Origin of the sequence: Xenorhabdus sp. KK7.4 (assembly GCF_963876465.1) — a bacterium.
GTDB lineage: Bacteria > Pseudomonadota > Gammaproteobacteria > Enterobacterales > Enterobacteriaceae > Xenorhabdus > Xenorhabdus stockiae.
In genome coordinates this window covers 15,452-29,052 of sequence record NZ_CAWNQF010000077.1, presented here as the reverse complement: position 1 = coordinate 29,052, position 13,601 = coordinate 15,452, and the positions used below count along the sequence as shown (strand labels likewise).

Genomic DNA, 13,601 nt, shown 5'->3' with positions numbered 1-13,601 from the left:
CTTACCACAACTTTATTCATGGTGTGTTCAGCTCATCGCTTATGCTCAGTTCACTCCGTAAGATAGCGCGCTTAAGTGATATAGTGAATACTCTGGAATATCATTGACCACTCAAAATCCGCGCTGGATCAAGTTTACTGGCCCGACGAGCCGGATACCAACTGGCTAACAAGCTCAGGATCAGTGCCGTTAACAAAACATAGAAAATATCCATGGTATGTAATTCTGACGGCAGAAAATCAATGAAATAGATATCACCGGAAAGAAATTGATGCCCGGACAGCTTCTCTATCCATTTAATAATAGCTGTCAAATTAAGCGCCATGAAAATTCCGACAATAGCGCCAATAATACTGCCAACCATTCCGGTCAATAATCCATACCACAAGAAAATTGACCTGATATGACCATCTTTAGCCCCCAGTGTACGCAAAATAGCAATATCACTGCTCTTATCTTTGACCGCCATAATCAGTGTTGAAACGATATTAAAACAGGCGACCCCAATGACTAAAATCATGGCTAAGTACATGATACCCCGTATCATCTGGATGTCGTTGTACATATAACCGTAGTCTTTCAGCCATGTACTGATATAGACATACCTGCCTGTTGCATTGCCGGCGGCTATAACCCGCTTCTCTGCTGCAAAAACATCGTCTGCTTTAATAGCAACGCCGGTAATAGCATCGCCATAATCCAGATACTGTTGTGCATCAGATAACGGAACCAAAGCCAGACGATGATCCAACATGCCACTTAACTGAAAAATACCGGTAACTTGTAAACGTATTCGTTTAGGCTGTAATAATTTCAGGCTTGGATCGCTGTTTGGGATCATCACTGTTAGCCAATCACCCTGTTTCACATTCAGGGAATTTGCGACTCCCTGCCCCAGAATGACCTGATGTTTGCCCGCCTGAAATGTCTGCCATGCGCCGTCACGGACAAATTTATACAAGGTACTGACTTCGGCTTCAGTCTCAGGATCAACACCACGAACCTGAACAGCATGAAGTTTATCTCCTCGCTCCATCAGACCTGTAAATTCAATATAAGGAGAAGCTCCTGCAATGCCCGGAGTTTGCCTGATTTGTTTAAGCGCTGATTTCCAGTGCTGGAAAGGTTGTTCTACCGTATAAATCTGACCATGAGGAACAACAGAAAGTATCCGGTTTTTAAGTTCACGCTCAAAGCCATTCATTGCACTCAAACCGATGATCAGCACAGCCACACCCAGCATGATCCCCAGTGTTGAAATGACTGAGACTAAAGAAACCATTCCCGCGCGGCGCCGTCCCTGACTGAAGCGTATTGCAGTAAGTAATGCAAGAGGCAGATTTGCCATTACACTCCCCCCGTCAGGGTTAATTCATCCTGTAAATACCCATCACGCATTTCTACCTGACGCGCCAGCCTGTCAGCCAGTTTCAGATCATGAGTCACAACCAAAAATGCCGTGCCCTGCTGTTGATTCAGGTTCTTTAACAGTTCAAAAATGCTGTCAGCGTTACGTTGGTCAAGATTACCTGTCGGCTCATCTGCCAATACCAGTGAAGGTTCGTTCACCAGTGCACGGGCAATAGCCACCCGTTGGCGTTCACCTCCTGATAATTCAGAAGGCCGATGATGTGCCCGCTTTTCCAGCCCGACTGCCGCCAACATATCCCGTGCTTTTTGTTCAGCCTGCTTCTTCCCCCCAAGCAGCCTTTTACTACCGATCAATAGCGGCATCGCAACATTTTCTAATGCATTAAAATCAGGCAACAGATGGTGAAACTGGTAAATAAAACCAATTTCTCTGTTCCGTAATTCTGCCCGACCGGAAGCCGACATATTGTTAAGTGATTCCCCCTTGAAAATCACTTCACCGGAGGTCGGTGAATCCAGCCCTCCTAATAAGTGCAACAGAGTACTTTTACCTGAACCGGAACTGCCGACAATCGCCATCATTTCTCCTTGCTGCATGGAAAATGTGACGTTTTTTAATACCTCGGTGGAAACCTGCCCTTCCTGATATTTTTTATACAAATGATGGCATAGCAATAAAGGTTGATTACTCATAACGTAAAGCCTCAGCAGGTTGAGTGGCAGCAGCGCGCCAGGAAGGATATAAAGTAGATAATAGAGAGATTAACATGGCACTGACGGCAATAATCGCCACCTGAGTGGGTTCAATGGCAACAGGTAATTGAATACCTTCTGCCAGCAGGCCGATAACAGGCATTAAGTTATTCAGTTGACTAGAAAGCAGTATTCCTAACCCCGTTCCCAATAAAGCACCAATAATGCCGGCTCCGGCTCCCTGAATCATGAAGATGGTCATCACTTGCCGACGGGTTAACCCTTGTGTCTGTAAAATAGCAATCTCACCCTGTTTTTCCATCACTAATAAAGAAAGAGAAGTGATAATATTGAAAGCAGCCACTGCGATGATTAGGCTAAGCAATAACCCCATCATATTTTTTTCCATACGTACTGCCTGAAAAAACTCCCCCTTACGTTCACGCCAGTCTTTCCAGACCAAGCCTTTCGGCAGCGGCTGCTGACTTAATTCATCTACCTTTAATGGTTCAGTGAGAAATAAACGCCAGCCGGTAATATTATTAATGGGATAGCGTAAAAGTCGGGCGGCATCCTGCTGATTAACCAGCATTTCAGTGTCATCAACTTCGCTGTTGGCAAAAAATGTGCCGGCTACTGTAAATAAACGCTGGCTTGGGATCCTACCCATTGGGGTAAGCTGGCTGGCACTCGGCACGATAATGCGTATCTGATCACCTCGCCTGACACCCAGTCTTGCTGCCAGTTTTTCACCTAAAATCACAAAATAGCGACCGGGCTGCAATTGGCTCTGATCAACATTGACGGTATATTCCGCCAACGGCGTATATTCATCAGGCTTAATACCCAGCATAACGCCAACACCCACATTATGGGCACTTTGCAGTACAACATCTCCTTGAACAACCGGCTCAATACGGGTGACATCTTTTAAGCCAGAAAGCTGACTTTTCGGATGCTCGGCAGGATTAATTGAACCATTTTCTGAAGTAATAATGACATGAGGCATAAAGCCCAGAATACTGGCCTCCAGTGAACGTTCAAAGCCGTTCATGACTGACAACACGGTAATTAATGCAGCCACCCCTAATGTAATACCAATGGCTGAAAGCCAGGAAACAAAGCGGCCAAATTTATCAACCGCCCGCCCGCGCATATAGCGCAATCCGATAAATAATGAAACAGACTGAAACATAGGATCCGCCGTATCAAAGGGGGTTATTTGAATGCATTAAATTAATGAAAAAGATCATATTTTATCTCTGTTTTTGCATATGTATTTTGTAAAAAATTCAATCTATATCGTTCACTTATTACATATTATCACTGTTTAATTAAGTTTTGATTAGCACCTTCGAAATTGAAGATAAAAAAGCCCTGTTGTTAACACGAGCTAATATACCACCTCAGGCCAGACAGCAAATCTGTCACTCAGCTGTTGCCAAAGCAATGTGTTCAGGGATAATAAAGAGCAGCTGTACTATATGATGGAGCCATTCACATTCCGGTTCTGTTTTTACTTCTCTCAACCTGCCAGCGTATTTATTGTAAAGGCTACTGGGTTAAATATGTGTTGGGAATGGACTGAATCTTAGAGAACACATCAAACGCTTATGTCCGCAAAATATCGTTATCAACTTCCTGAACGTCGCGGTGATATCCGCCAGTTAGGCCATCTGATCGGTGCTGCTTGTGCCATTGAATGTGCTGAAATCATTGAACGTCACTCTGGCCCTGTGCTATTAGTCACAAAAGATATGCAGAACACCTTACGGCTGCGTGATGAAATTCCACAATTTACCCGTACTTCAATAAACATGTTGTCAGATTGGGAAACTCTACCTTACGATAGTTTTTCCCCTCATCAGGAAATCATTTCAAATCGTTTATCTACCCTGTATCAGCTACCTTTTATGACAGAAGGGGCACTTATTCTGCCTGTGAATACATTGATGCAGCGTGTTTGCCCTCACGAATACCTTCAGGGGCATGCTTTGATCATGCATAAAGGGCAGCGTATTTCGCGTGATAAATTACGGGCAAATCTGGAACAGGCCGGCTATCGCAGCGTTGAGCAAGTGCTTGAACATGGTGAATTTGCCACACGCGGTGCCTTATTCGATCTATTTCCTATGGGAAGTGAGCACCCTTACCGCATTGATTTTTTTGATGATGAAATCGATAGCCTGCGTACTTTTGATGTGGATAGTCAGCGAACGCTGGAGGAAGTGGAAAAAATCAGCTTACTGCCGGCCCATGAGTTCCCAACAGATAAAGAAGCCATTGAATTATTCCGCAGCCAGTGGCGTGAAAAGTTTGATGTCCGGCGGGATGCTGAACACATTTATCAGCAGGTCAGTAAAAAAATGTTACCCGCAGGCATTGAGTACTGGCAGCCATTATTCTTTGAACAGCCTTTATCTACACTATTTGATTATCTGCCTGAAAATACACTGATTATTGTGCAGGATTTGATGAACACGGCAGAACGTTTCTGGCAAGATACCGAGCAGCGTTTTGAGAGCCGTAAAGTTGACCCGATGCGGCCATTACTTCCTCCCGACCAAATTTGGCTTCCCGTCGACAAGCTGTTCGCCGAACTGAAAAAATGGCCCCGCATCCAAATCAGAAATGAAGAGTTGCCCAAGAAAGCCGGAAATATCAATCTGGCTTATCAGCCTTTACCTGATATCTCCGTTGCCGCTCATCATAAAGCGCCTTTAGATAAAGTACGCCGCTTTATCGAGCAGTTCAGTGGCAAGATCATTTTTTCAGTGGAAAGTGAAGGACGTCGGGAATCAGTCAATGAGTTACTGTCTCGCATAAAAATTCATCCGGCCACAATACATCAGCTGGAAGATGCTAAAGAGGCTGGATGCTTTTTAATGGTGGGCAGCGCAGAACAGGGTTTTATAGATGAGGAGAAAAAACTCGCCTTCATTTGTGAAAGTGACATGCTTGGTGAGCGTGTCAGCCGCCGCCGTCAGGATAACCGACGCACAATTAATACCGATACCCTGATCCGTAATCTCGCTGAACTCCGTCCCGGTCAGCCCGTCGTACACCTTGAACATGGTGTCGGACGCTATCAGGGGCTAACAACACTCGAGGCCGGAGGCATTAAGGCTGAATATCTCATTCTGACTTATGCCGGAGAAGACAAACTGTATGTGCCGGTTTCATCTCTGCATTTAATCAGCCGTTACGCCGGAGGCGCAGAGGAAAGCGCACCGCTGCACAAACTGGGCGGTGAAGCATGGAATAAAGCGCGTCAGAAAGCGGCAGAAAAAGTCCGTGATGTTGCCGCTGAATTACTGGATATCTACGCTCAGCGAGCCATTAAACCGGGTTTTGCGTTTAAGCACGACCGGGAACAATATCAATTGTTCTGCCAGAATTTTCTATTCGATACAACACCCGATCAGGAACAGGCCATTAATGCGGTACTGAGCGATATGTGCCAGCCAATTGCGATGGACAGGCTGGTATGTGGTGATGTCGGCTTCGGTAAGACGGAAGTCGCAATGCGGGCCGCTTTTACTGCTATCAACAATAATAAGCAAGTCGCTGTTTTAGTCCCAACGACTCTGTTAGCCCAACAACACTACGATAATTTCCGCGATCGTTTTGCCAACTGGCCTGTACACATTGAAGTGATGTCACGATTCCGCAGTGCCAAAGAGCAACAGCAAGTGATAGATATGGCAGCAGAAGGGAAAGTCGATATCATCATCGGTACACATAAACTGTTGCAAAGTGATCTGCGCTGGAAGGATTTGGGTTTATTGGTTGTGGATGAAGAGCACCGTTTCGGTGTCCGTCATAAAGAGCGTATCAAAGCTATCCGTGCCGATGTTGATGTCCTGACCATGACAGCAACCCCTATTCCCCGGACGCTTAATATGGCAATGAGCGGAATGCGCGATCTGTCGATTATTGCAACTCCCCCAGCCCGTCGGCTGGCAGTAAAAACCTTTGTACGGGAATATGACAGCTTAGTCGTTCGTGAATCTATTCTGCGTGAAATCTTACGTGGCGGTCAGGTTTATTATCTCTATAACGATGTCGAAAATATCGAAAAAGCAAAAAGCCGGCTGGAAGAATTAGTGCCTGAAGCCAGAATGGTTGTCGGTCACGGGCAAATGCGTGAACGTGACTTGGAACGTGTCATGACGGATTTCCATCATCAGCGCTTTAATGTGTTGATATGCACTACAATTATTGAAACCGGGATCGATATTCCGACAGCGAATACCATTATTATTGAACGGGCTGATCACTTCGGTCTGGCTCAGTTACATCAATTACGCGGGCGTGTCGGTCGCTCTCACCACCAGGCATATGCGTATTTGTTAACTCCGCACCCGAAAGCTATGACCACAGATGCGCAAAAGCGGCTGGAAGCAATTGCCTCACTTGAAGATCTGGGAGCAGGGTTTGCTCTGGCAACTCATGATTTGGAAATCCGAGGAGCTGGTGAACTTCTGGGTGAAGATCAAAGTGGTCAAATGGCAAGTATCGGTTTCACACTCTATATGGAGCTGCTAGAAAGTGCGGTTGATGCACTCAAAAACGGGCGGGAACCTTCACTTGAGGATTTAACTAACAACCAAACCGAGATAGAACTACGTATTCCGGTGCTTTTACCCGATGATTATATCCCGGATGTAAATATGCGTCTGTCTTTCTACAAGCGTATTGCCAGCGCTCAGAATGACAATGAACTGACAGAATTAAAAGTTGAGCTCATTGACAGGTTCGGTATGTTACCTGATCCGGGCAGGCATTTATTACAATCTGCTTCTATCCGCCTTACGGCTCAGAAACTAGGAATAAAACGTATTGAAGCCCATGAAAAAGGCGGCTTTATTGAATTTAGTCAAAGTAATAAAGTGGATCCCCACTATCTGATCAACTTATTGCAGACTCAGCCTAATATCTATCGACTGGATGGGCCTTCTAAACTGAAATTTATTAACGAGTTAACTGAAAGAACTGCACGCTTATCGTTTATTCAGTCATTATTGGAGGCATTTGAGCAACATCAGGTATAGCATCAATACTGTTGCTTTAAATATCGTTAAAATATAAACAAATTTCAGCTTATATACTTATCTCCGGGAATATAATAACTATGTGACCGGAGATATTTCATTTCTGGAGCACCTCTACAAATACGGTGCAAGGATCAGCTTCCCCTTTCCATTCAATGGGATCGATTGATCTGGTTTATGTATCACTCTTACCTTTCCCGGCTTATTATCAATAGTATAAATGACATCATACCCAATAATACGCGGCTCCCGGATCTTAAATGCAATGCAATGTTTTAATTCATAATAGTTCAGTGCATAAGATTCTCTTGTTATATTTAATCTTTCGATGAAAAAAAATAGACTATTTTTATATACAGATAAGCGGTTGCTTTCAGTATTACCAAATATTTTAATAAATGGCACCAATGCCCCATTGCAATAATATTTTTGTGCATAACCTATAGTTATGATAGGTTCTGAAGAAAGTACCTGAGCATATTTAGGCTGTGGTTTTTTAGAAAAAAATATTATAGCGATACCAACAGTAATAATAACAATCAGAGAGTAAATCCTACACTGTCTTGCCTTTAGCTTACTTGCATAACACGTTATTATATTTATAATTTGCCACACTCCTTACTTAAACATATCCCTTAGCTATTTTCGGGAATCAAAAACATACTCGATTAGTGATTAAAAAATTTTAACTCACTGTATTTATGGGAATTTAAAATTAATCAAATTTAGATTTTAAATTAATTTTATGTTTTTATTACATTAAATATTTTTATCATTACTGAATTTTTTCAATGCTAACAGAAAAACATACATTTTTATGTCATGGTTACCTAGCTAAAATTAGTTTTATTACAAGGATTAGCCTGATTAAAAAAATGGAAAGAAAACGAGTTATGATAAATAGCGTAGTATTGAATAAAAATAATGAAAGTTTAGTGGTTCATCTGAAATTTATTGAATATATTATTAATCAAATTCAGATGAACCACTCTGGTTAAATTAGTGCAATTTCAATCGTGGACGGATCACACGATTTATTCCACCAACCAACATCATTAGACCTGTTTTAATATACCCATGCAATGCTACCTGATGCATACGGTATAAAGAGATATAAACGATACGTGCGATACGACCTTCTACCATCATTGAGCCACGCATCAGGTTACCCATCAGGCTACCAACAGTGCTGAATTTAGATAAAGAAACCAAAGAACCATGATCTTTATATTCATATTCTTTCAGCGGTTTTTCATTCAGTAAAGCCAGAATGTTGTCATAGCAGCGGCTCGCCATTTGGTGAGCAGACTGAGCACGTGGAGGAACAAAACCGCCCTCTTTTTTCGGACAGGATGCACAGTCACCGATAGCAAAAATAGTCTCATCCAGTGTTGTCTGCAAAGTCGGCTTCACCACCAGCTGATTGATACGGTTTGTTTCCAGCCCGCCAATCTCTTTCATAAAATCTGGCGCTTTAATTCCGGCAGCCCAGACCATCAAAGAAGCTTTGATCTGCTCGCCATCTTTAGTATTCAGGCCATTTTCATCTGCACTGGTTACCATTGTCTTAGTTAAGACTTTAACACCCAGTTTAGTCAGCTCTTGGTGTGCAGCACCAGAAATACGTGGTGGCAACGCTGGTAAAATACGTTCGCCAGCCTCGACCAAAGTCACATTCAGGGCATCTGTATTCAGGCTTTCAAAACCGTAACTGTTTAGCTGTTTAACTGCATTGTATAGCTCAGCGGAAAGCTCAACACCTGTTGCTCCACCACCAACAATCGCTATATTAACTTTCTCTTCCGGGCATTGATTCGCAGAATATTTCAGGAACAGGTTCAGCATTTCATTATGGAAACGATGTGCCTGCTGCGGATTATCAAGGAAAATGCAGTTGTCTCTTACACCAGCTGTACCAAAATCATTCGATTGGCTGCCTAATGCCATAACAAGAATGTCGTAAGCCAACTCACGCTCTGGTACTAACAAATCACTACTTTCATCACGAATTGCAGCCAGTGTGATTTTCTTTTCTTCACGATTGATATTTGTGAGTGTACCTAATTGGAAGTTGAAGTAATGGTTACTTGCATGAGCAAGATAACTCAGTGCATCAACACCATCATCAAGAGAACCTGTTGCTACTTCATGTAATAACGGTTTCCATAAATGGCTGTTGTTGCGATCCACCAAAGTTATTTCGGCTTTTTGCTTGCGCCCTAATTTATGTCCCAAACGTGTTGCCAGTTCTAAACCGCCAGCACCCCCACCAATGATGACAATTCTTGTCTTTGGCGTTGTCATGACTACCCCACTGAAAATACAACTAATGTTATGTAAAGCGCTAAACGATTTTTTGAATAACGTTCTTAAATGACATCACTCATGATAAATTTCATACTGAAAATATTGCCAGAATATCACGGCTGGTCAGTAGGTCATACCAAAAATGACCCCTGCTAAATTCTTTTGATTAATTAGACACCAATCACAAAATTTACGTACTCAACTCTAATTAATCAGACTTAAATCCAGTTTATTAATACTTATAATTTACATTGTTAACATTATGTGATTAGCAGGGTTATTTATTGAAATACAGGAAGAATGTTGTCCCAAAATAGACCGCAAAAAGTAATAAATAAAAAGGGAATACCAAAAGACAGGATCATAATGTAACAATCCTGCCTTTCGTTTGATCGCGATAAATCAGTAGTGATTAGCCACAGCTTAGCCAGTGTTCACATAAATTATTTAATTGCAAATTTGCCCGCTGCCAGCGTTCTGATTTTTTCAGTTCTTCCAGACTAAACGACCTTCCCTGATGATATAACCGTGCCACCTTATCTGAGTTAACTATCGGTAAATTATCTAGTACGTTAGTCGCCCCCTGACGGTTATTACACACCAGAATCATATCACAGCCCGCTTCCAGTGAGGCTTTTGCCCGATCAGCATAACCCCCCATAACAGCAGCCCCTTCCATAGATAAGTCATCTGAAAAAATAACACCATTAAACCCCAGCTGTTGGCGTAAAACGTTTTTTAGCCAGTAGGGGGAAGCGCTTGCCGGACGATCATCAATCTGAGAATAGATAACATGTGCAGGCATAATTGCATCAAGTAAGTTACGCTGGATAAAATCGCGGAAAATCAGCATATCGTGACAGCTAATTGCATCCATTGAGCGATTATCCACTGGCGTTTCTTTGTGGGAATCCGCTATGACTGCACCATGGCCGGGAAAATGTTTACCCGTCGATTTCATGCCAGCCGAATGCATTCCCCTGATAAATCGCTCAGCCATCACCATCGCAGGTTCAGGCTCTTCATGAAATGAGCGTTCACCAATCGCGGTACATTTATGGCCTAAATCCAGTACAGGAGCAAAACTGATATCAATATCCATTGAAATCATCTCTGATGCCATCAGCCAACCCGATTCTTCGGCCAAATGCCCACCCATCAGTTCGTCATGCAAACAGGCAAAAGACTTAGCCGCAGGTAACCGTGTAAATCCTTCATGGAAACGCTGTACCCGCCCTCCTTCCTGATCAACTGCAATGACTAAACGATGACGGGAGGCTTCACGGATTTGGCGCACCAAATCACGCAACTGCTGAGTATCATGGAAATTGCGGGTGAACAGGATCAAACCGCCCACTAATGGATGTTGCAGAATTTCGCGCTCTTCACTATCCAGCTCATGACCAACAACATCTAACATTACTGGACCCATAATATTCCTCACTTCTTATTAGTTATCTATTTATTGGTTACCATCTTATGAATTACCGACCTTCGTATTAAAACGTCAGCTTAAAATCCAGACGCAAAGGATAAGCCAGAGCTAAAAATTGCGGATCTTTTGTCTGCTGCCAGCGAACTTCATACCACATCAGCATCATATACCTGACCCACGGTTTCCATTGCCTAATTTTTTGCTGCAATAAAACGATATCACTATATCCTGATGCGTCAGTACAATAATAATTCAAAAAAAATTTCTGCTGCATCTCATTCCATTGATTCCCTTCAAACAGCCCCGCTAATGAAAAACCAATATCAACATCCGCCGCATATTCCCAGTCAATCAGTTTCAAACCTTCCGATGTCATAATCAAATTATCAGGGTGAATATCCATGTGAGCAGGTGCTATTTTCAAAGGCGCAGGCATTTTCGCTGATATAAAAAATTTATGCAGCTGCAACCAACTGGGAGAAAGCCGCGAGTTATCAATACATTGCCATTGGGAAGCTAATTGTTCTTTGAGTTGGAAGGAATACCCCAATGGTGCGTGGTTATGGAGAATGGCGACAATGTTCGCCAATGACTGTTGAAATGTGGGTAAACCGAATTCTTCTGCTGTGACCTTTGTTCCTTTCAGCCATTCCAGTAACAGCCAATTACCGTGCATTGCGATCACATCAGGCGCGATGCCGGTCAAAGATAATTTACGTAATATCCGCTGTTCCCTTTGACGATTGACACCCAGAGCACCACCGTGCCATGTATGTTTACGCCCTACCATCTGACGTACACCATCCGTGATATAGTGGCTTCCCTGAGTCAGCCCTGTTAATGGCCTGATTTCCCAGTTTTCTGCTGGAATGTCAGGCCACTTCTGACGCAACATTCCAGATAGAGCTTCACTATTAGTTAATATCACTTAGTTAATATCACTGCTACCAGACCAGAGTATTTCACCCGTCTTAACCAGCATAAGCTGCATGTTTATCTTACGGTGTTGGGTATCACCAGAAGCCACGGAATAGATGACATAATCGGCATTCAAATAACGAGCCAAACCGATAGATTTGCTGCGTGATGCCAGACTATCTTCTGATGACAGCCCCAGAGCCTGTCGGGCGTAGTAAACCTGATTTTTCGGCACGACCTGAAAAACATGCGTCTTGCTGACCACATCGGTAATTGCGTCAGTTGCCTTAAGTGTTCTCAGTGAACCACTCGTATTATTTTTGACATTATCAACGAGCAGTATTTTCCCCGCTTCTACACCATGTGCTTTAGCCATCTGGTCAACTAATGGCTGAACGATATTATTCCAGTTAATTGACTGGATTTTCGGTGGCTGGGGTACTTTCTGTAACGGCGGTTCAGTGGGTTCCGTTTTTTGCTCTGGTTCAGCAGGTGTAACAGGAGCAGGCGGTTGTGTGGATGTCAGTGTACAACTCGCCAGCAACAGTGCTGATAATACAACCAAGAAAATTCTTTTCATTAATCTACTCCGGTTACAGCTGTCAGGATATTTCTCGTCTTACAAGTGACCGCATTAAAAAAACGGCAGTGAGTAATGTTATTCTGCCAGTAACGGGCCTAATGGATGCCCACCAACCAGATGCATATGGATATGAAAAACAACTTGCCCTGAATGACGGTTACAGTTCATGATGAGACGGTAGCCGTCTTCAGCAATCCCTTCCTGTTTTGCGATTTTTGCAGCAACCGTAAATAAGCGACCTAATGCAGCCTCATGCTCCGGCATAACATCATTAACCGTTGGGATCAGCACATTAGGAATAATCAGAATGTGAGTTGGTGCCTGAGGTGTAATATCTCTGAATGCGGTGACTAACTCATCTTGATATACGATATCAGATGGGATTTCACGACGGATGATTTTGCTAAAAATAGTTTCTTCTGCCATCTCATTTCTCCTTTATTATCATTTAATGTTCTTAAATGTCGATATGAAACAAATCACAAAAGTTCCTTGTTGTCACTTCGGCTAATTCCTCAAGACTGACACCTTTCAATACTGCCATATACTCAGCAACATCACGTACATAAGCAGGCTGATTTTGCTTACCGCGATGAGGAACCGGCGCCAGATAAGGTGAATCAGTCTCTACCAGAATACGATCAAGGGGAACAAACCTCGCTGCCTCACGAATTTGTTCGGCATTGCGGAATGTCACAATACCCGAAAACGAAATATAAAAGCCAAGATCCAGTAAATCCTTGGCTGTCTCTTTATCTTCAGTAAAACAATGCAAAACTCCGCCACAATCCTGCACTTTTTCTTCCCGCAGTACCATCAGGGTGTCATCTTTTGCATCACGGGTATGAACAATCACCGGCTTATTTAATTCGCGACCAATGCGGATATGCTGGCGAAATGAAGTTCTCTGTAATTCTGCGTTATCTTTCTGATAATAATAATCCAGCCCTGTTTCACCCATTGCGATAACATCACTATCTGCAGCTAAACGGGCAAGCTCATCAAAATCATATCCTTCATCCAGATTTAACGGATGAATACCGCAGGAATACGAAACGTTTTCACGTTTACCAATCAGGTTTTTCATATGCAGGAAGCCGGGTAATGTGGTCGCTACTGCCAGCATATACTTCACATCTCTTTCTGCGGCCTTCGCCACTACATCATCCACACTTTTATGCAGTGTTTCATAATCTAAACAATCGAGATGACAATGTGAATCAACTAAAAACATAATATG

At 43.0% G+C, this 13,601-nt stretch carries 11 protein-coding genes; 1 reads left to right on the top strand and 10 read right to left on the bottom strand.

What is annotated here, in order from left to right; all coding sequences use genetic code 11:
* Positions 1–100: 100 nt before the first annotated feature.
* The 3 genes from lolE to lolC are packed head-to-tail and all read right to left on the bottom strand — an operon-like array spanning position 101 to position 3,259.
* Complete coding sequence (lolE, locus tag AACS90_RS12700; protein ID WP_099123007.1) at positions 101–1,348, bottom strand: lipoprotein-releasing ABC transporter permease subunit LolE; 1,248 nt, start codon at positions 1,346–1,348, stop codon at positions 101–103.
* On the bottom strand, positions 1,348–2,064 hold the full coding sequence (gene lolD, locus AACS90_RS12695; protein WP_099110941.1) for a lipoprotein-releasing ABC transporter ATP-binding protein LolD: 717 nt from the start codon (positions 2,062–2,064) through the stop codon (positions 1,348–1,350). Before lolD ends, lolE begins: the two co-directional genes overlap by 1 nt.
* A complete protein-coding gene (gene lolC / locus AACS90_RS12690; protein WP_099123006.1) occupies positions 2,057–3,259 on the bottom strand; it encodes a lipoprotein-releasing ABC transporter permease subunit LolC in 1,203 nt (400 codons plus the stop codon). Before lolC ends, lolD begins: the two co-directional genes overlap by 8 nt.
* A 418-nt stretch (positions 3,260–3,677) precedes the next feature.
* Between lolC and mfd the strand changes: the two genes are divergently transcribed.
* The gene (mfd, locus tag AACS90_RS12685; RefSeq protein WP_099123005.1) at positions 3,678–7,118 is read left to right on the top strand and encodes a transcription-repair coupling factor; all 3,441 of its coding nucleotides are present in this window, start codon (positions 3,678–3,680) and stop codon (positions 7,116–7,118) included.
* Positions 7,119–7,232: 114 nt separating this feature from the next.
* On the opposite strand, the gene umoD is transcribed toward mfd, so the two are convergent.
* The 7 genes from umoD to AACS90_RS12650 form a co-directional block, all read right to left on the bottom strand.
* Positions 7,233–7,733 (bottom strand): UmoD family flagellar biogenesis regulator, encoded by a 501-nt coding sequence (gene umoD / locus AACS90_RS12680; RefSeq protein ID WP_099123004.1) that lies wholly within the window; start codon positions 7,731–7,733, stop codon positions 7,233–7,235.
* A 384-nt stretch (positions 7,734–8,117) separates the two neighbouring features.
* The gene (locus AACS90_RS12675; protein WP_099123002.1) at positions 8,118–9,422 is read right to left on the bottom strand and encodes an NAD(P)/FAD-dependent oxidoreductase; all 1,305 of its coding nucleotides are present in this window, start codon (positions 9,420–9,422) and stop codon (positions 8,118–8,120) included.
* Positions 9,423–9,837: 415 nt separating this feature from the next.
* The gene (gene nagZ / locus AACS90_RS12670) at positions 9,838–10,857 is read right to left on the bottom strand and encodes a beta-N-acetylhexosaminidase (RefSeq protein WP_099123001.1); all 1,020 of its coding nucleotides are present in this window, start codon (positions 10,855–10,857) and stop codon (positions 9,838–9,840) included.
* A 67-nt stretch (positions 10,858–10,924) separates the two neighbouring features.
* Entirely contained in the window at positions 10,925–11,788 is an 864-nt protein-coding gene (locus AACS90_RS12665; protein ID WP_099123000.1) for a phosphotransferase, read from the bottom strand.
* Positions 11,789–12,358 (bottom strand): penicillin-binding protein activator LpoB, encoded by a 570-nt coding sequence (gene lpoB, locus AACS90_RS12660; protein ID WP_099122999.1) that lies wholly within the window; start codon positions 12,356–12,358, stop codon positions 11,789–11,791.
* Between the two features lie 78 nt (positions 12,359–12,436).
* Positions 12,437–12,787: a purine nucleoside phosphoramidase gene (gene hinT / locus AACS90_RS12655; protein ID WP_099110949.1), complete on the bottom strand. Its 351-nt coding sequence runs from the start codon at positions 12,785–12,787 to the stop codon at positions 12,437–12,439.
* Positions 12,788–12,818: 31 nt separating this feature from the next.
* Positions 12,819–13,595, bottom strand: a complete 777-nt coding sequence (locus tag AACS90_RS12650) for a metal-dependent hydrolase (RefSeq protein WP_099122998.1) — start codon at positions 13,593–13,595, stop codon at positions 12,819–12,821.
* Between the last annotated feature and the right edge of the window lie 6 nt (positions 13,596–13,601).

Coding starts and splice junctions, on each gene's coding strand:
- lpoB (WP_099122999.1), bottom strand. CDS start 12,358: ATGAAAAGAATTTTCTTGGTTGTATTATCAGCACTGTTGCTGGCGAGT.
- mfd (WP_099123005.1), top strand. CDS start 3,678: ATGTCCGCAAAATATCGTTATCAACTTCCTGAACGTCGCGGTGATATC.
- nagZ (WP_099123001.1), bottom strand. CDS start 10,857: ATGGGTCCAGTAATGTTAGATGTTGTTGGTCATGAGCTGGATAGTGAA.
- AACS90_RS12675 (WP_099123002.1), bottom strand. CDS start 9,422: ATGACAACGCCAAAGACAAGAATTGTCATCATTGGTGGGGGTGCTGGC.
- AACS90_RS12650 (WP_099122998.1), bottom strand. CDS start 13,595: ATGTTTTTAGTTGATTCACATTGTCATCTCGATTGTTTAGATTATGAA.
- lolE (WP_099123007.1), bottom strand. CDS start 1,348: ATGGCAAATCTGCCTCTTGCATTACTTACTGCAATACGCTTCAGTCAG.
- lolD (WP_099110941.1), bottom strand. CDS start 2,064: ATGAGTAATCAACCTTTATTGCTATGCCATCATTTGTATAAAAAATAT.
- hinT (WP_099110949.1), bottom strand. CDS start 12,787: ATGGCAGAAGAAACTATTTTTAGCAAAATCATCCGTCGTGAAATCCCA.
- lolC (WP_099123006.1), bottom strand. CDS start 3,259: ATGTTTCAGTCTGTTTCATTATTTATCGGATTGCGCTATATGCGCGGG.